The sequence below is a fragment of the Pseudomonadota bacterium genome, from assembly GCA_039028935.1.
Lineage (GTDB): Bacteria > Pseudomonadota > Gammaproteobacteria > Steroidobacterales > SZUA-146 > SZUA-146.
In genome coordinates, this window is the sequence record JBCCHD010000004.1 from 123,629 (window position 1) to 142,168 (window position 18,540).

Here is an 18,540-nt window from a genome sequence, read left to right on the forward strand (position 1 = left end):
GGCTAAAAATTGCCCGCAGGAGTGGCGCGGCGACGCGCAGGATGCCAGAACGCACCTTCGACTATTTTGCAGGGCGCCAGGACACGCGACCAGTGCAACTCTCGCTGATAGTAGATATCGGCATGCAGATCATCGTTGGGTTCGCCAAACGGTTGTTCGACCGAGGCGATAGCCAAATTTGCCTTGCATACCGGCGACCAGACGGCGGAGGTCACAAAGCCGATCTGCCGCGACTGTCCCGCATAGAGATAAGCGTGATGGGCCGGTTTGTTGCCCGCGACGTCCAGCTTCAGAAGGCGCCATTTGGACCCTCGCTTTTTTTCGTCAAGCAGAGCACGACGCCCGGTAAAATGGGGCTTGTCGAAGTCCACAAGGGCGGCCAATCCCAGTTCGAACGGCGAACGGGCGCGGCCAGGGCGAACAACCTGATCCGCACCGATAAAGTCGACGCCTGCTTGCAAGAAGCCAGCCTCGATTCGCGCCATCTCATAGGCATTCGTGCCGACCGGGCGAACGCCCAGGTGTTTACCGGCTTCCATAAGCCCATCCCAAAGCTCGACCGCACAGGATGGGTGTAGCCACAACTCGTAGCCTAAGTCACCGGTAAACCCCGTGCGCGAACACATCACCGGAACCCCGTTCAGTTCGTACCAATTCAAACGAAACGGCGGAAGTAATTCGACCCCATTAAAACCCAATGCTTTGAGCACCGCACACGACGTCGGACCCTGAACGGCCAGTGCGGCCAGGGACGTTTCGTCTTCAATCGTCACATCGAAACCGATCGCGGAGGCCATAAGCCAGGCATAGTGCCGCTCATAGGCACACAATCGATACACTCCGTCATCCACATGAAACAGCGTGCCGTCATCGAGTACCTTGCCAGCGTCATCACACCAAACAACGTACGTAACGCGACCGGCTTCAAGCGTACTCACCTCTCGTGTCACGAGCCGATTGAGAAAATCTCGGGCATCGGGTCCCGAAATGCGATATTTGTTGAGTGGTGACAGATCAAACAGGCCCGTGGAGTTGCGCAAGGCGAAATACTCCAGCTCCTCATCGTCATACGCGTCGCTGACCGTCACACCCTTCCACTGGTGCCAGAGATTCAGACGATTGGCGGCAGCCGTGCGCAAATGAAAGGGGCTTACAGCGGTCGACAGATTCATCGTGCATTGACCTCTCGAAGTATTTCTCGGGCGCAGTTGCGACCTGCCGCGCCGCTGACGCCGCCACCGGGATGGGTACTCGCGCCGCAAAGATACAAACCGTCTACTGGGAGCGCATACCGCTCGGCACCATAGGTTGGCCGCACAAATAAAAATTGATCGAGGGACAGCTCGCCGTGGTGCCAGTGACCACCGGACACGCCATAGGCATACTCCAGGTCGAGCGGCGTTTGCAGCCGCGACGACACAACTTGTTGTCGCAGCCCCGGCAGATAACGCTCGAGTTGGTCGAGAAGTTGCTCTGTGAGTCGCGTCTTGGCCGCATCAGTCCAGCCTTCTTTGAGCTCATAAGGCACATATTGCACCGACGCGCTCAGGACATGCTGCCCAGACGGAGCGAGCGACGGATCGATGAGGGTGGGCAGGCCAAACTCCATCACGCATTCGTCCGACCACTGTCCATACTTGGCCGGATTAAACGCGTTTTCGACGTGATCCATTGTTGGCGCAATCACCAACCGTTGAGCGAGGTCATTTTCATTTAGATTGTTAACCGATGGCATCCCCGCCAGAGCCAAATCCAGTCGCGCGACATTACCGCTGCAACGAATATGATGCACCCGACGTATAAATCCGGCATCGAAGTGGCGCGCACCGACCAGTGACAACACGGTAGCGCGAACATCCAAATTGGATACCACCCGATCCGCCGAGATTATTTCGCCGGATTCCAATACGATGCCGCTGGCGCGACCACGCTTGACCACGACCTGAGCCACAGGGGCTTCGGTGCGAATCTTGACGCCACGCTGTTCGGCGACCTCTCGCAACGCGTCGATCAAATTCTCGCCGCCGGCGGCGTGGACCAACGGCGGTGCCCCACTCAGACGATGCATGAAATTCAGGACCGTGTTGCCCGAACGTGGCCCGAGATGACTACCCAGTGTCCCGTCTAACGCTAGCGCCCCTTTGAGGGCATCCGTGGTCAGCCACTCGTTAAACACATCGTAGACATTGCCGGCGCCCACCCGCAACAGCGCCCGCAAATCGTCGCGACCGAGCCGTCTTAGATCCAAACCCAATCGTGCGAGTGCAAATCGCTCGCGGTGCGTATCGGGTTTGAGTTTGGGTGGGCGCCGAGCATAGAGGGTTTCGAGCAGCCCACCAAAGCGCCGCATTTGTTCCATTAGGCCGCGATAGGCCTGTACATCGTGTTCGGGCAGTCCGCGAAGCACCGCGGTACGGTTGAAGACGATCGGCGCCGCGCCGTCCGAGAGCACAACCGTGTCGAGCGAGGCGCGCTTCGCCAACGTTGATTGCAACGTCAATTCGTGAAGCACAGCGGGCGCGAGCTGGTAGAAAAAGAGCGCTGGCCCAGGCGCACGAAAACCGGGAGCGAACTCACTCACTGCCGCCATACCACCCAGCGCTGACCGCGCCTCATAGACCGTGGTATCAACGCCACCTTCTGCGAGCAATGCCGCGGTCACGAGGCCATTATGTCCGCCACCGATGATGGCTGCACTAGTCATCGCCAAAGTTCTCCGGCACCGTGTTGGGCTGCTTCAGATCGCGCAGAATTTCGCGCGCTGCATTGGCGCCCGGTGCCGCCATTACGCCACCTCCGGGGTGAGTACTCGAACCGCACATATACACCCCTTTAACGGGCGCTCGATACTGCGCATACCCCGGCAACGGTCGGTTGAACAACAGCTGGTCAAGCGTCAGTTCGCCCTGAAAAATATTCCCCGAGGTCAGACCCACCTCGGCTTCAAGCTCTCGCGGTGTGCGCACTTCCATATGTAGAATCAGATCCTTGAAATCGGGGCTGAAGCGACCGATCTGATCGATCACGGTTTGTCCAAACGCATCGCGATCGGCATCTGTCCATTCACCGGTCGCGAGCCTAGGTGGGCAGTACTGTACGAACACACTCATAAAATGCTTACCCGGCGGTGCCATGGTCGGATCGCACGTTGTGGGCATGAGCATGTCGAGGTACGGATCTTGGGACCACCTTCCTGCTTTCCAATCGTCGTACCCGCGTTCGAGGCGCTTGACGCTATCGACAAAATGCATATCACCGCCGTAGAGCGGACTGCCCTTGGGCAAGGCGCTAAAGGTGGGTAACCCGTCTAACGCGATGTTGACCTTGCCCGACGAACCGCGAATGCGAAAGTGCTCAACGCCCTTCACAAAATCGGCGGGCAGTTTAGTCTCGCTCATACACGTTAAGAACGTGCGCTTGACGTCGAGATTGGACACGACGATCGAGCTCGTCAACTCCTCTCCAGAGGCCAGCGCAACGCCGGTTGCGCGCCCATCTTTCACCAATATTTGCTCGACCGGTGCGTTGGTGCGCACCTCGCCCCCGCGCTCACGAACCGCGCCGTACAGTGCCTGCGAGACCGCACCCATGCCGCCACGCGCCAGCCCCCAGGTGCCCACATTGCCATCCACATCCCCCATATAATGATGAAGCATGACGTAGGCGGTACCCGGAGAATAAGGCCCGAGTGCCGTGCCGATAATGCCGCTGCCGGCCAGATTGGCTTTGACGATGTCGGTCTCAAAAAACTCGTCAAGATAGTCTGCGACGCTCATGCTCCAGAAACGGAAGGTGTCATACATGACCGCTTCATCGAGTTCGCCAAACGCCTGGCCGATCGTCATGAGTTCACGCAAATCACGGGGCCGAAACGAGGTCGGATCCGGTGGTGTGGACAGCATAAAGTCGCGAATGAAACGACACTGGCGCGCGGTCTCGGTTTTGAAGCGGCGCCACGTCTCAGCATCGTGCAGCGAATGACGCGCATACTCCCGATAGGCCAGTTCTCTATCCCGATAAGCCGCGAAATAGTCGCCGTTTTCCATATACGTGACACCACCACCGTAGGGCGTCACCTGCAAACCATGGCGAGCGAGATTCAGCGCGCGGTATATTTCGGGCCGCAGCAGACTGCACACATACGAGCAGTTGGAGTACTTCCAATCGGAGTACAGCTCTCGACTCACGGTTGCGCCACCAATGTAGTCGTTCTTTTCAACCACCAGCACACTCAGGCCAGCCTCAGCCAGAAAGGCAGCATTGGTTAAGCCGTTGTGGCCGGCGCCGATGACAATCGCGTCGTACTGTTTCAAGCGGATATCAGCCTGGTCCGTAGGGGTGGAATAGAAAATGTGGGTGTTGAGCGGTGTCTGAGCAAATCGATTTCAGGAATTTCCCTGATTTTGCATCGAAAAAGGTCAAATTCGAGGAAAACACTGAGTGCATGCATCGATCAAGTCTGCGTATGTTACATCACTAGGGTACCCGCGAGTCTATCGTGTCTACCTAGCCGGGATCACGAACGACGATCGTCATCCAACCCGCTCGCGTCCTACCCGGGTTCTCGATGAGTAACCAACCGCGTCAGCGTGTGTGTAGCCGAACTGCATGGTTCGACTACACACACGGCGGCGCATTGTGTGGTGCTCAATACCGACGCCGACGCGCACTTTCTCCGAGCGTGCTTCCTGACTGGTGTGAAGGGCAGGCTACATCTATTCCCGACGCACCCTCCGACGACGCCCGCCACAACCGTCAGCGGCGCGTTGTCGGCGCCACGCCCATCGTTTTCGCGATAATGCTCAGCATTACCTCATCGGCGCCACCACCGATCGATGCCAGACGCATGTCGCGAAATCGACGCGAAATGAGCATGTCATTCATAAACCCCATTCCGCCATAGTATTGCAGGCAACCGTCCACCACCTCACGATAGAGTCGTCCGGTTTTGAGCTTCAACATGGACACCTGCTGCAGCACATCTTGACCCGACCGATAGCGGAGGATCGTCTGTTCTAACAGCGCTCGAAATAGGGTCACTTCTGTCTTGAGCTCAGCCAGTCGAAAATGCACCGCTTGATGGTCCAACACACTCTGTCCAAAAATACGTCGTTCACGCGTGTAAGCGATTGTGTCGTCGATGGTCATCTCAAGCACTCGAACCGCAGCGGCGGCCACCCACAATCGCTCTTCCTGAAACTGCGTCATTTGATAAGTAAAACCCTGACCCGGTTCGCCCACACAATACCGTTTGGGCACGCGCACATTGTCAAAGTGAATAAGCCCTGTGTCCGACGAGTGCATGCCCATTTTGTCGAGCTTGCGGGCTCGCTCCACACCCGGCGTATCCATCGGAATCACAATGAGGCTTTTGTTGTGATGCGCATCGCCGTCACCGGTATTGACCAGCGCCGTCATAAAATCCGCCTGTATCGCGTTGGTGATCCACATCTTCTGGCCGTTGATCACGTAGTCTCCGCCATCCTCGCGAGCCCAGGTTTTGATGGCTGACACATCACTGCCCGCTTCCGGTTCCGACACACCTAAACACGCGACCTTGTCGCCACGAATCGCCGGCTGCAAAAACTCGTCGCGCAATTCCTGAGACCCGTGATTAGCCAGACACGGCGTGGCCATGTCCGTTTGCACGCCGATCGCCATTGGTATGGCGAGGCAATCCGTCTCACCGAGCGCCTCCACACAGGCGACGTTGTAGCTGTAATCTAGCCCCAGGCCGCCATCCGCTTCGGGTTTTTGGATGCCGAGCAGGCCCAGATCGCCCATTTTTTTAAACAGCTCATGAGCGGGAAACATCTTTGCCTTTTCCCATTCATCGACAAACGGATTGATCTCTTGCTCGACAAAGCGTCGCGTCGTGCGCTGAATTTCATGATGTTCGTGTGTGTAAAAATCCATGCGGACTCCCGTGATCGCGCTCAGCGTGGAGGCAAGCCCAAACCGCGCGCGTCATTTACTCGGTATCGGTAGGCTCAATGCGAATAAGTAGCTCGTCCGCCGCGATCTGCTCACCTTTGCGGGCAGCCACTTCGGCGATTTTGCCCGCCGTAGGAGCGACAATTTCATGCTGCATTTTCATGGCTTCCAAAACCGCGAGCTTATCGCCCTGTGCCACTTGGTCTTCCGGCGACACAAACACGTCGATCACCACGCCATGCATCGGGCAGAGCACGGTACCCTCGCCCGCCGCAGACTCCCCGCCAAAGGACGCCAGAAGATCCGTGAAGCGCAGCGTCACCCCGTCAAACATGACAAACAGGCGACCATCGGCAAGCACCTGGTATTGCACATCGAACCGCTCGCCACCGACACGAATGCGCGCCGATTCGTCATCGAAATGGTCGCCGATCACCGCAAACGTCGCGCCACCGATCTCGATGCGCAGTGTCGATTCATCGAGCGATGACACGACCGCTTCATGCTCGGTGGATGAACGTCCATCCTGCAGTTGATAGGTCGATCGCAAACCCTGATTATTCGACCAGCCAAGCATGGCATGACTGCCGCCGAGTGAACGACGCCGGGCGAGTCGTCGATCATGGAAATAGCGCAAGGTCGTGGCCAATGCAACGTGTTCACCGAGGACCGGCCGGCCAGCGAAGCCAGCGTCGCCAAACGCGTCACCGATAAACGCGGTTGTCGCGCGGCCACTGGCAAAATCAGCCGCATTCACACAGGCGAGCAGAAACTCAATATTGCTTTCCGGTCCGAACAGCACACTGTCACGCAATGCGGTAGCAAGATGATGCAATGCCTCATCACGGGTTTGACCAAAACCGATTACTTTGGCCAGCATCGAATCGTAAAACGGTGAGATCAATTGTCCGCTCGTGACCCCGTCATCGACCCGCACACCGATACCCTGTGGTGCACGCCAGCGCGCGATGAGACCGGTGGAGGGTGCAAAATCGTTCGCCGGATTTTCCGCATACACGCGCGCCTCAATCGCGTGCCCCCGAAGTTCAACATCCGATTGACGGATGCTCAAAGGCTCATTTCTTGCCACCTGAATCTGCATAGCCACCAGATCGCAGCCCGTCACAAGCTCGGTCACGGGATGCTCGACTTGCAAACGCGTGTTCATTTCCAAAAAGTAGAAGTCGTTGTTTTTATCGAGTAAGAATTCCACCGTACCCGCGCCGCGATAGTCAATGCGTCGCGCTGCCGCGACCGCTGCCTCACCCATACGCGCACGAAGATCTGGTGTCATAATCGGACACGGCGACTCCTCCAACACCTTTTGATGTCGTCGCTGTACCGAACAGTCGCGCTCCCCTAAGTGAATAACATGACCGTGATTGTCGGCCATAACTTGAACCTCAACGTGCCGTGGTTCAATCACCGCTTTTTCGAGGATAAGCTCGCCGGAGCCAAAGGCATTTTGTGACTCAGAGCGGGCTAAACTGATCGCGCTGTCGAGCTCGCTGTCGTGCTGAACCAGACGCATGCCGCGACCGCCACCACCCGCGGCAGCTTTGACCATTAGCGGAAAACCAATCGTGCGGCCTTCTTTTGCGAGCACGGCGGGGTCTTGATCTTCACCCTCGTAGCCGGGAATACAGGGCACATTCGCGTCAATCATCATGCGTTTGGCTGCGGCCTTGTTGCCCATTGCCGCGATCGCCTCAGGCGAGGGTCCTATGAAAATAATGCCGGCATCGGCGCAGGCACGCGCAAAATCGGCATTCTCTGATAGAAAGCCATAACCGGGGTGAACCGCCTGCGCACCAGTCGCCATCATCACTTCGAGCAACTTATCCGCATTGAGATAGGATTCGGTCGCTGGGCCTGCGCCAATGCACACCGCCTCATCGGCTAACGCGCGGTGTGGCGCATCGTGATCCGCGTCGGAATATACCGCAATCGTGTGAATCCCCATTGCGCGCGCCGAGCGAATTACCCGACAGGCTATCTCGCCCCGGTTTGCGATGAGAATTCGTTCTATAGTCGCCATGTCTATGTCCTGGTGTCTAACTGCTTTATTTTGCCCGCTTGACTATCGGCGGCGTGCTGTCGGCCATCACGTGCTGGAAGATTGCCAAGCGGGTGCCCGACGATCAAAAAAAGCCCGGGTGCCCTCGCGCCCTTCTTCGCTCGTCACGCACTCGGCGAAACGTTCTGCCGCCCACGTCTTGAAGGCGTCGTGATCGGAGTGCACAAGGTGGCTCAACACGCGTTTGGTCACACCCACCGCACCGGGTGCGCATTGCCCAACTTTTTCTTTGAGCGCACGCTCCAGTAGGTCGAGCTCAGTGCGATCATCGGCCAACGCGTCGATCAGGCCAAATTCATGCGCCTGAGTCCCATCGAAACGCTCCCCCAATAGTAATAGCCGTCGCGCGACACTCGGTCCGGTGCGCTGCATTACATAGGGCGCTATCTGCGCTGGCGCCAATCCTATTCGCGTCTCGGTAAACGCAAATTGTGCATCGCGAGTCGCCAACACGAAATCCGCCGCACAGGCCATACCGAGCCCTCCGGCCATTGCCGCACCCTCGATCAGCGCGACCACCACCTGCGGCGCGCGATGAACATGTTCAAACAGCTCCGCGCCGCCAAGGCTGGTTTGGCGCGATTGATCGTAGGCCTTTGTATCCGACAGCTCGCTCAATGCCCGAAAGGCTTTGAGATCACCGCCGGCACAAAACACGCCACCCTCGCCTCGCACGCTGATGCCACGCACTGTGCGGTCATTACGCACGGCTAGAAACACCGCATTCAATTCGGCGCTCAAACGGTCGGTGAGCGCATTGCGAGTAGACGGCTCGTTCAGCGTCACGCTCAACCAACCTGCATTGAGCGAGAGTTTCAGCGAGTGTGTATCGGGCAGTGACGTCATCGATAGCGCTCAGAAACGGGACACGCCAAAACTGTTCGCCTGTGTCGTTCGCGCGCGCGCTTCCCAAATGGTCTCGAGCGCAAAACCCAGCACTCGGCGCGTGTCGCGAGGATCGATAATGCCCTGGTCAAGGACGCGGCCGGACGTGTAAAACGCACTCGACTGTTTATCGAAATGGGCAGTAATGCGCGTTTCCTGTTCGCTCATGGCGGCCTCATCAATCGGCTGGCCACGACGCTTGGCCGAAATTCGCATTACCTGCGACATGGTTTGGGCCGCTTGTTCACCGCCCATAACGCCGGTCGTGGCGTTCGGCCAAGCAAACAGGAAATCGGGTTCATACGACTGGCCACTCATACCGTAGTTGCCGGCACCAAAACTGGCGCCGATGTAAAGTGTGATGCGAGGAACACGCGTATTCGCCACGGCCTGGATCATTTTGGATCCATGTTTAATCATGCCGGCCTGCTCGTATTCAGTACCCACCATGTAGCCGGTTGTGTTGTTAAGAAACAAAATGGGCCGCTGCGCTTGATCGCACAGCTGAATGAAGTGCCCAGCCTTCGTCGCGCCCTGTGGGTCGATCGGTCCGTTGTTCGCAATAATGGCGATGCTGTGGCCGTAAATTCGCGCGGTCACGCAAAGCGTCGCTGCACCATACCGAGATTTAAACTCCTCAAAATCGGACCCATCGACCACACGCGCGATCACCTCACGCGCGTCATACGCTTTCTTATGGTCGATCGGCACCACGCCCGCGATGTCGTCCACACTATATTTAGGCTCATCAAAGTCCTGCGTCGGAATCGGCGGACACTGTTGATTCCAGCCGAGGTCGTCGACAATACGTCGCGCCACATTGATGCCGTGGTTGTCATTCTCGGCGAGATATTCGACCACGCCTGTAACCTCAGAGTGCATTTTCGCGCCACCGAGTTGTTGCTCATCGGCGACCTCACCGGTGGCCGCGCGCACCAAGGCCGCGCCCGCCAGCGCCGCCATACCGTTGTCTTTCACGCCGACTACGTAATCACTCATGCCGGGCATGTACGCTCCACCGGCGGTCGATGGTCCATGCAGAACGGCGATACACGGAACGCCCGCTGCACTGAGTTTGGCCAACCGATAAAACACCGCGCCAAACTGCACCCAGCCCTCTACCGCGTAATCCATCAGATTGGCCCCGGCGCTTTCCACACAGTGAATCACAGGCAGTCGAAAGCGCTGCGCCACCGCCAACGCACCGAGTGCTTTGGGCAGTGAGCCCTTCGTAACGGCACCGGCCCGTATACCGCTGTCGTCGACCCAAACAAGACACCGAACGCCGCTCACGAAGCCAATGCCAACAATCATGCTGGCACCTGGAATACTGGTATCTGGATCACTGTCCTCCATCAGGTAGTTGGCCATGTTGTACAGCTCAAGAAACGGCATGCCTGGATCGAGCAGGCGGTTTAGCCTCTCTCGCGGCAGCAACTGACCTCGCTCCTCAAAGCGCGCCGCGCGCTTGCTTGAGCGCTCTACCGCGCGCGCCTCGAGTGCGCGCATATGATCGACCAACGCCAGCATATCCTGGCGATTGCGCAAAAATTCATCGTCGTTGGTATCAACTTTGGAGACAAACACTGTCATTTATAGAGACTCCGCAAGGTCTTTCGGTACCGCGATGGGCAAATGAAGCAAAACTTGTGCATACGCCTTGCCTTGCGCATCACCGCGCAGGCTGGCCATGCCACCACCGCCCAGCACATCGTGCAGAACCAGGTTGACGGCGTGGATTCCGGGCAACAAGAAACGGTCTACGCGCGATGGCGTAAAAGGCGCAAACACGTGTTCAACGCGCGCGGGTTCAAGCCCTTGCCAGATCCACGGCAGATACGCCCGGTCGCGAGCAATGATACCAATATTTGCGCGATCGCCCTTATCGCCACTTCGCCCCCATGCAAGCTGAATGAGCGGCACCGACACAGCCACCTCGCCGATGGCCTGGGGCTCGGCCGGTCGTTCGATGGTCGTCGAGACATCCGATGCGTCGCGCGCTGCATGATCCACTGGATAGGCCGTTGAATCGATTACAACTTGTGCATCAATTGCGTCACGCGCCAGCGTGCATGAGAAGAGGCGCACGACCGGCGAGGGTTTGGGGCGGCCCGTTTGAAAAATGGCGAGTCCAGGGGGCGTGGCCAGCCCAAGCCCGGTTACCGCCTGCACAAAGATCGCCGCGCCGGCCATTTCATTATGTTTAACCGCCAGATTAAGCTGCACCTCGCGCCGATCATGGCGTGACACGGAGACACCGCGCCTCAATGGCGAGGCCAACATCGCGTTGTCGGTGGCCGTAAGGCGGGTCGTCTCCGCACCGCCGTTAGAATCCGTCGCTGATGGGACACGCCCATCACCACCAAATTGACTGTCGGCTCCGACGATCTCAATGTTGCTCTCAGACAGGCCGTTTAACCCCCTCTCACGCAAGTTGGCCTCGGTGCGCGACAGCGCCGCCGCGGCAAAGGCTTCGGCCTTGGCCACCGCTTCGAAACCGTAAAACCCGAGCGACATCGAAGTCTTGTGGCCATCTGTGTAGGTCACGCTGACCTTGTAATCAGTGGGCGGCGAACCGCCTAACGCACCCACTACTCGCACCGTGTGCGCATCCGTTTGTTCCAGCGTCACCCGACTGAAATCGCACACCACATCGGGCAGCAGATACCGCTGTGGATCTTCGATCTCGTACACAAGCTGCTCAGAAACGGTGCCGACGCTTACCTTGCCACCGGTACCCGGTGGCTTGGTCAAGTCGATGCGCGCGTCACAATCGATTATGGCGATCGGATAGCCGATATCGACCATCGTGCCGTCGATGTCTCGCCAGTCGGTAAAGTTGCCACCCGTCGCCTGAACACCACACTCAATAAGATGCCCCGCGAGGCTGGCCTGCGCCAGTCGATCTAACTCGTGCATTCCCCATTCAAACTCGGCCAAACAGACGCCGAGCGTCAGCGCGCTATCGACGCAGCGACCCGCAATCACGATATCCGCGCCCGCGCGAAGTGCCTGCGCGATAGGCTGTGCGCCGAGGTACGCATTGGCGCTGACGACACGCTCTACGTCCGGAAAAGGGGCACCACTGTACAGCTCGTGCTGCTCTTGCAGCAACGCCATCTGGTCAACCACATCATCCCCGGTGATCACCGCGACCTTCAAATCCAGTGCCAATTCATCGACCGCCGCGCATACCGCCGCACCGCACGCCAGCGGATTCATTCCACCTGCGTTGCTCACCACTTTTACGCCACGGTCGGCAATTTGTTTGAGATTGGGTGCCAGAGCCGCCGTAACAAAGTCGCGGGCAAAGCCCAGTGCGGCATCGCTTTGCCGTGCGCGCGCCATAATCGATAAGGTGACTTCGGCCAGATAGTCGTAAACAAGGTAGTTGAGCGGCTCATAGGTCAGCAGCTGGCGCGTGGCATGGGCCGCGTCGCCCCAGTAGCCGCAGGCCCCTCCAATAGCGACGCGCGTCGGATTCTCGGTCCTGGACACTGGCGCGGTAACTGACACGATAGGGCTCTCCAAGCAGGCAGCGGGTGTTCGCTGACAGCGTTCGATTGTACATGCAAACGCAACGAGGCCGGATCGGTATTCCGATCCGGCCTCGCGGTCTAATCAGGCGCGTTGCGTACGCGCCAAAGGGAATGGATTACTGATTCACAAGGCGACGATCCGCCTCGGCTAATACGTCCTCAACAGGTGGTCGTTTGCGATAGCCTTCCTCGGCGAATTTCGCCACGAGCGTACCGCTTGGACTAAACAGCATGATGCCGGGATGCGGGATACCATAGCCTGACGTGCCTTTTTCGTGCTTTTCATTACGAATGCCAAATGCATTGATCACACGCGAACCCTCGTCAGACACCAAGGTATAACCAATGTTTTGTTCATCGGCGAACGCATTGAGAATCGCTACCGAGTCGTAGCTCAACACGACAAGATTGACGCCGCGTTTCGCAAACTCGTCACGCGACTGGTTGAGTTCGACAATTTGGCGCTTGCAAAACGGGCACCAGTCGGCCGAACGCACAAACGCAATGGCCAGCCCATTACCTGTGGCCAGATCCGACAACGTCACCGTGTCGCCCTCGTGCGTGGTAACCGTAATATCCGTCGGTAGCGTGCTGCCGATCGATGGCCCCCAATGCTCTTTGTGGTTTGGATGGGCAAGCGCCGTCACAGCAAACACGGTGCTCAACACAGAAACAAGAGAAGTTCGAAAAATCGTGCGCATGAAGATTTCCTTTTGATCGAAGAGACAGACACGCAGTGTCGACGGCTTTCCTGTGCGCCGTGCACTCGGCATCCGTTGTAACGAGGATCAGGCCAGTCCGGCCTGAATAGCTACCCGAATAGACCATCCTAACGCTTAGGTTATTTCATCGCGTGACAATTTGTGATGAAACCGTCGAGCGCGAAGAAAACAACGGCATTTAATTATTTAGTCTTCAATATCAGGCATTTACATCGACAATCACGCGTCCACGCACCTGCCCCTTTAGAATGTCTTGCCCGAGTTGGGGTAAATCGCTAAGCGTGGCCGGCATGGCCATCGCCGTCAGCGCTTCGGTGCTCAGGTCGGTTGCCAGGCGATGCCAGGCATCGACGCGATTTTCATACGGCTGCATCACGCTATCAATCCCGAGCAGGTTCACACCGCGTAGAATAAAGGGTATGACCGTCGCTGGCAGTCCCGCGCCCCCGGCGAGCCCAACAGCCGCCACCGAGCTGCCGTATTTCATCTGGCCCAAAACCCGTGCCAACATTGGCCCACCAACGGCATCGATACAGCCCGCCCAGGTTTCCGACTCGAGCGGTCGTTTCGTGGTTTCATTGATCTCTTCACGCGCCACAATCTGGGTGGCGCCCAATGCGGTCAAGTAATCGGCGGCCTCGGGGCGCCCCGTCACGGCCGCAACGTCGTACCCCAGTTTGGACAAGATCGATACGGCCACCGAGCCCACACCACCTGCAGCACCGGTAATCAACACGGGACCTTGGCCGGCGGTCAAACCCTGACGCTCTAGCGCCATGACCGACAGCATCGCGGTAATGCCGGCGGTCCCGATGGTCATCGCATCGCGTGTGCTGATGGAATCCGGTAACGGCACAAGCCAGTCGGCTTTAACACTCGCTTTTTGTGCGTAGCCGCCCCACCAAACTTCACCCACTCGCCAACCGGTCAGCACCACCCGGTCACCCGGCGCATAACGATCATCGCTTGACGAAGCCACCGTGCCAGCAAAGTCAATTCCCGGAACATGCGGATAGGTTCGTACCAGCCCTCCGCCCGAACCCAAACACAAACCGTCTTTGTAATTCACGGTGGAGTATTCGACATCGATCGTGACGTCACCCTCCGGCAAACGCGACTCGTCAAGCTGCTGGACGGACGCGCTGGTTTTGCCGTCCTCGTCTTTTTCTACTACAAGCGCTGCAAAGCTCATGGGTAAATTCCTTGATTATTCAATGCGAGAGAAATACTGGCGAGGCGTTACTTTACATGCTCGCGCAATACGAATTTCTGAATTTTTCCTGTGGCGGTTTTTGGCAAGTCGCCGAAGACCACTTTCTTGGGCGTCTTAAACCCCGCGAGGTGCTCACGGCAAAATTCGATAATCTGGCCTTCTGTTGGGTTTGCGCCGGGCTGCAATTCAACAAACGCGCACGGCACTTCACCCCACTTTTCATGGGGCATGGCCACCACGGCCGCCGCGGCCACATCTTGGTGGCGGTAAAGCACGCCCTCCACCTCAACCGACGAGATATTCTCTCCGCCAGAGATGATGACGTCTTTGAGTCGATCGCGAATCTGCATGTAGCCGTGTTCGCGCCACACCGCCGCGTCTCCACTTCGAAACCAACCGTCACGAAAGGCCTCGGCCGTGGCAGCAGGGTCTTTATAATAGCCTTTCATAATAGTATTGCCGCGAAGCACGATCTCTCCTTCGCTATGACCATCTCGCGGCACCAGCGCATCGTGCTCTAGGTCCACGATGCCGACGCACTCGGTCATCGGAAACGCTACCCCTTGCCAGCTTTTGATTTCAGCCTGCCGCGCATCGGATTCGGTGTCCCATTCCTCACGCCACAAACACTGCGTGACATGGCCAAAGGTCTCGGTCAGTCCATACACCTGCATAACGTTAAAGCCGAGTGCGCGGGTTTTTTCGAGAACGACCGCAGGCGGTGGTGCACCCGCTGTCATCAATTGCACGGAATGAGTAAATTCGCGCCGCTCGCTGAGGGGCGCATCGACTAACATCGATAATACGATGGGTGCGCCGCCGAAGTGGGTGACCTGGTGATCGGCCACCGCATTGAAAATATTGGCTGCCGTGACGTCCCGGATTAACACCACCGTGCCGGCCAACAGCGCCATCGTCCAGGCGTGCCCCCAGCCATTGCAATGAAACATAGGCACCGAGTACAGATAACGCGGATGCTGAGCTAATCCCCATGCCGTGACGGTACCCATCGACATGAGATACGCGCCGCGATGATGATAGACCACACCTTTGGGACGTCCCGATGTGCCTGACGTGTAGTTGAGCGCCAGTGCCTGCCATTCATCGCCAGGTAATGCGCCCTCAAAGGCCTCATCACCCTCGGCGAGCAACGCCTCGTAGGTCAATTCACCCAGACATTCGCCGCCGGGCCCCTGAGCGTCCTCAATGTCGATAACGAGTATGTCATGATCAATGAGGTCCAGTGCGCGCCGTACGTCCGCGGCGAACGCGGTATCGGTCAGCAGAACACGTGCGTCGCCGTGTTCAAGAATGTACGCGATGGTGGTCGGCTCGAGTCGAAAATTAATAGTATTAAGGACCGCACCGGCCAGTGGCACACCGAAATGTGCGTCGAACATAGCGGGGGTATTGGGCGACAGAACCGCGACTGTGTCGCCCAGCTTCACCCCACGACCGAGCAGCGCCGAGGCGAGGCGTCGGGCGCGTGCCTGCACGTCGCGCCAGGTGTAGCGCTCACGGCCATACACCACGGCTTCGCGATCTGGAAACACATCCGCCGTTCGATTTAGAAACGACAGCGGCGACAGTGGCACATAGTTGGCGGCGTTGGGCGGCAGGCTTTGGTAATGCTCGTGCATAGCGAGCGTTACCCTGCCCAGTCGATCTGACAGATCTCAGCGCTGCGTCCATCAAAGTCCCACACCCGTCCATACGCGCGAACCCGACCTTGCGTTGCGGTCGCTACCGTGACATCCGCACCCATCCAATAGCCGGTATTCGTTACCATGACTTCTTTGTCCGGGTCCGGCCCTTCAATCGGCTCTACCGCACCTTTGATTTTCTTGCCGACAACGAGACGCCGTGTTTTGCCTTCTGTTTCATAGCTGATCGGCGCGCGTTCGGCGCCCAAAAACTCCGACACCAGTATTCGAAACAGCCCCGTGGTGCCACGTAGCTCGCCGGAAAAAATCTTAACCAACTTGTCGTACGCCTCATCGGATGCCCGCTCGTCGATGAACGCCGCACATTTCCAGTTACCCCGCGACATACGTCCAGGAATATCCAGCAACAAACCGACGTTTAGGCCGGACAGGTCTTCCTCACCGGCGTGACCTGTATCGATGCGCACACCCGCCCAGGCCTGGCAGTTACCCTCGGTAGGAGGATGTGCACCGAGTGACACCACGCACGGACAAAACACCGTGCAGTTGCAGTTGAGTATAAGCTCGCCCTTTATCGACCAGGTATCCATTACATTCTCCCGTTTGCGCGTCGCCTCTGGCTACGCATCTATTGTCCAAGCATACGATACAAAAACCAAACGCCCGCCGCGACAAACATCGCACCTAACGGCCGCGTTATATATTGACCGAGTTGAGGTAGCTTCTCGACGGTCATCAGCACCGTTGCGGCGCCCATCCACAGTAAACTCATCACGCCACCGGCAAATCCCACCAGCATGAGCGCCCAGCAACACGCCACACAAATGACGCCTAAACGAAAACCAAGCGCCACCGCCCCAAAAGTACCCGGTTGCCATTGCTCCATAAAAAAAGTGAGCGGCATTCGGCACTGTGTCAAACAGGCGTCTTTCAGGGGTGAAAATTGATACAAACCCGCACCAATCAGCAGGACGGCATTGAGACCCAACGACAGGCTCTTACCCTGCTCATCGATCAACACTTGATCGGCCAAAAAGAGTTGCAGCGCGGTCGCCAATGCCGCATACATCAGCCAAGCCACCAGGTAACCGCCAATCAGCGCATAGAAATCGCGTCTCGGCCCGGCCCCGGCATCGAGAATATCGTCAAACGCAGCCAGTGCCGGCACAAACGACGGCAGCATCATGGCTAAGGCCATGAGCGCCCACATCACAAACAACGCGAACACCGGCGCATCCGATGCACCATGGTGGGCGTGATGCCCATCGCCGCCGGACACGCTCATGGCGTACATGAAGTACCACGCCACACCGATCGCCACGAACACAACAAGCCAGTGTCCGTAGGATTGCGGGCGGTGCAAAAGGCGGGTGCTCACGACAGTATCCAGGGCCTGTAAGTGCAAACGATTAGTCAGTCGATCAGTGTAGCCCGACGCTTCATCACCGATCTAGACGCATCGGTCAGAAAGTGTCACGCACACGACCCGGAAAACGCGTTACTGGATGTTCCGGTACGCCGATTGATCGATTCTTGCGGCTGTGTTGAACTGAGGTCTTCCGATGGGTGAACGGGGGAACAGCATGTTTCGGCAAGTCAGTGAATTCGCCGATGAGTGCGCGGCGTTTGCCGATCTAATTGATCGCGCATTGACCGCCGCGGGACCACGAGTCTTTGACTGCCCCACGCTGTTCAAACAGTGGACGCTCAACGACATATTAAGCCACCTGCATGTGTGGAATTGGGCGGCAGACACGGCCCTTCATGACCCAGCGCGCTTTGAAGCGTTTTTTGGCCAGGCCGCCGCCGCCATGCAGCGCAATAAGATGAAAGAATTTGAACAGCAGTGGCTCAAGGATTTGCGCCACGAGGCGCTCTTCGATAGCTGGCGCGCATTTGTGTCACCCATGTGTGAACGGTTTGGCAACGCCGATCCGCAGCAACGCGTCAAATGGGCGGGCCCGGACATGAGCGTGCGGTCAAGCATCTCGGCTCGACTCATGGAAACTTGGTCACATGCACAAGCCTTCTACGACCTCGCGGGCGAAGCGCGACAGGATCAGGCGCGCTTGCTGAACGTGGTCGTGCTGGGCGTCAATACGTATAAGTGGACGTTTCGCAACCGGGGATTGGCGCTGCCCGCAGACCCGCCTAAAGTTCTGCTTCGTTCGCCAATCGGTGAACCCTGGCAGTTCAACACCGATTCGGAAACGGGATCAGTGCAGGGCACCGCAACCGAGTTTTGCCAGGTGGTCACGCAAGTTCGGAACATTCGTGATACGCAGCTGGAAGTCGAAGGCAACGCCGCCGCGAACTGGATGAACATCGCTCAGTGCTTCGCCGGTCCGCCAGTGGACCCGCCACCCGCAGGCACTCGATCAATTGCAGAGCAACACATGGCCTTCCGCCACCAGACGTAGTCGGCACACACCGCGGTCGTAACCACGAACGGGCGATTGATCAAAACGATTTGAAAAGTGACTCACGCCGGGGAGTGGGTTCGCTT

At 57.8% G+C, this 18,540-nt stretch carries 14 protein-coding genes; 1 reads left to right on the forward strand and 13 read right to left on the reverse strand.

The window, feature by feature from the left end:
- Positions 1 to 2: 2 nt before the first annotated feature.
- From AAF465_03395 to AAF465_03455, 13 genes are all read right to left on the reverse strand, one after another.
- Positions 3 to 1,172 carry an aminomethyltransferase family protein gene (locus AAF465_03395; GenBank protein ID MEM7081755.1) on the reverse strand — a complete coding sequence of 390 codons (1,170 nt, stop codon included), beginning with the start codon at positions 1,170 to 1,172 and terminating at the stop codon, positions 3 to 5.
- Positions 1,169 to 2,704 (reverse strand): NAD(P)/FAD-dependent oxidoreductase, encoded by a 1,536-nt coding sequence (locus AAF465_03400; GenBank protein ID MEM7081756.1) that lies wholly within the window; start codon positions 2,702 to 2,704, stop codon positions 1,169 to 1,171. The genes AAF465_03395 and AAF465_03400 overlap by 4 nt, the downstream gene beginning before the upstream one ends.
- Positions 2,697 to 4,313 (reverse strand): NAD(P)/FAD-dependent oxidoreductase, encoded by a 1,617-nt coding sequence (locus tag AAF465_03405; GenBank protein ID MEM7081757.1) that lies wholly within the window; start codon positions 4,311 to 4,313, stop codon positions 2,697 to 2,699. Before AAF465_03405 ends, AAF465_03400 begins: the two co-directional genes overlap by 8 nt.
- A gap of 442 nt (positions 4,314 to 4,755) precedes the next feature.
- The gene (locus tag AAF465_03410; protein ID MEM7081758.1) at positions 4,756 to 5,916 is read right to left on the reverse strand and encodes an acyl-CoA dehydrogenase family protein; all 1,161 of its coding nucleotides are present in this window, start codon (positions 5,914 to 5,916) and stop codon (positions 4,756 to 4,758) included.
- A 55-nt stretch (positions 5,917 to 5,971) separates the two neighbouring features.
- On the reverse strand, positions 5,972 to 7,972 hold the full coding sequence (locus AAF465_03415; GenBank protein MEM7081759.1) for an acetyl-CoA carboxylase biotin carboxylase subunit: 2,001 nt from the start codon (positions 7,970 to 7,972) through the stop codon (positions 5,972 to 5,974).
- 66 nt (positions 7,973 to 8,038) lie between these two features.
- Positions 8,039 to 8,857 (reverse strand): enoyl-CoA hydratase-related protein, encoded by an 819-nt coding sequence (locus AAF465_03420; protein MEM7081760.1) that lies wholly within the window; start codon positions 8,855 to 8,857, stop codon positions 8,039 to 8,041.
- Between the two features lie 9 nt (positions 8,858 to 8,866).
- Complete coding sequence (locus AAF465_03425; GenBank protein MEM7081761.1) at positions 8,867 to 10,489, reverse strand: carboxyl transferase domain-containing protein; 1,623 nt, start codon at positions 10,487 to 10,489, stop codon at positions 8,867 to 8,869.
- Positions 10,490 to 12,412 (reverse strand): acyclic terpene utilization AtuA family protein, encoded by a 1,923-nt coding sequence (locus tag AAF465_03430; protein MEM7081762.1) that lies wholly within the window; start codon positions 12,410 to 12,412, stop codon positions 10,490 to 10,492.
- A 139-nt stretch (positions 12,413 to 12,551) separates the two neighbouring features.
- Positions 12,552 to 13,136: a peroxiredoxin family protein gene (locus AAF465_03435; GenBank protein ID MEM7081763.1), complete on the reverse strand. Its 585-nt coding sequence runs from the start codon at positions 13,134 to 13,136 to the stop codon at positions 12,552 to 12,554.
- 220 nt (positions 13,137 to 13,356) lie between these two features.
- Complete coding sequence (locus tag AAF465_03440; GenBank protein ID MEM7081764.1) at positions 13,357 to 14,349, reverse strand: MDR family oxidoreductase; 993 nt, start codon at positions 14,347 to 14,349, stop codon at positions 13,357 to 13,359.
- A gap of 47 nt (positions 14,350 to 14,396) precedes the next feature.
- Entirely contained in the window at positions 14,397 to 16,010 is a 1,614-nt protein-coding gene (locus tag AAF465_03445) for an AMP-binding protein (protein MEM7081765.1), read from the reverse strand.
- 8 nt (positions 16,011 to 16,018) lie between these two features.
- On the reverse strand, positions 16,019 to 16,624 hold the full coding sequence (locus AAF465_03450) for a DUF1326 domain-containing protein (GenBank protein ID MEM7081766.1): 606 nt from the start codon (positions 16,622 to 16,624) through the stop codon (positions 16,019 to 16,021).
- Between the two features lie 38 nt (positions 16,625 to 16,662).
- Positions 16,663 to 17,412, reverse strand: coding sequence for a DUF2182 domain-containing protein (locus tag AAF465_03455; GenBank protein MEM7081767.1), 750 nt, complete (start codon positions 17,410 to 17,412; stop codon positions 16,663 to 16,665).
- A 205-nt stretch (positions 17,413 to 17,617) separates the two neighbouring features.
- Between AAF465_03455 and AAF465_03460 the strand changes: the two genes are divergently transcribed.
- Positions 17,618 to 18,454, forward strand: a complete 837-nt coding sequence (locus AAF465_03460; protein ID MEM7081768.1) for a TIGR03084 family metal-binding protein — start codon at positions 17,618 to 17,620, stop codon at positions 18,452 to 18,454.
- Positions 18,455 to 18,540 lie beyond the last annotated feature (86 nt).

What these genes read in the sequence shown, in the direction of transcription:
- AAF465_03425 (MEM7081761.1), bottom strand. Translation starts at nt 10,489, where the DNA reads ATGACAGTGTTTGTCTCCAAAGTTGATACCAACGACGATGAATTTTTG.
- AAF465_03400 (MEM7081756.1), bottom strand. Translation starts at nt 2,704, where the DNA reads ATGACTAGTGCAGCCATCATCGGTGGCGGACATAATGGCCTCGTGACC.
- AAF465_03415 (MEM7081759.1), bottom strand. Translation starts at nt 7,972, where the DNA reads ATGGCGACTATAGAACGAATTCTCATCGCAAACCGGGGCGAGATAGCC.
- AAF465_03420 (MEM7081760.1), bottom strand. Translation starts at nt 8,857, where the DNA reads ATGACGTCACTGCCCGATACACACTCGCTGAAACTCTCGCTCAATGCA.
- AAF465_03435 (MEM7081763.1), bottom strand. Translation starts at nt 13,136, where the DNA reads ATGCGCACGATTTTTCGAACTTCTCTTGTTTCTGTGTTGAGCACCGTG.
- AAF465_03410 (MEM7081758.1), bottom strand. Translation starts at nt 5,916, where the DNA reads ATGGATTTTTACACACACGAACATCATGAAATTCAGCGCACGACGCGA.
- AAF465_03450 (MEM7081766.1), bottom strand. Translation starts at nt 16,624, where the DNA reads ATGGATACCTGGTCGATAAAGGGCGAGCTTATACTCAACTGCAACTGC.
- AAF465_03445 (MEM7081765.1), bottom strand. Translation starts at nt 16,010, where the DNA reads ATGCACGAGCATTACCAAAGCCTGCCGCCCAACGCCGCCAACTATGTG.
- AAF465_03460 (MEM7081768.1), top strand. Translation starts at nt 17,618, where the DNA reads ATGTTTCGGCAAGTCAGTGAATTCGCCGATGAGTGCGCGGCGTTTGCC.
- AAF465_03395 (MEM7081755.1), bottom strand. Translation starts at nt 1,172, where the DNA reads ATGAATCTGTCGACCGCTGTAAGCCCCTTTCATTTGCGCACGGCTGCC.
- AAF465_03440 (MEM7081764.1), bottom strand. Translation starts at nt 14,349, where the DNA reads ATGAGCTTTGCAGCGCTTGTAGTAGAAAAAGACGAGGACGGCAAAACC.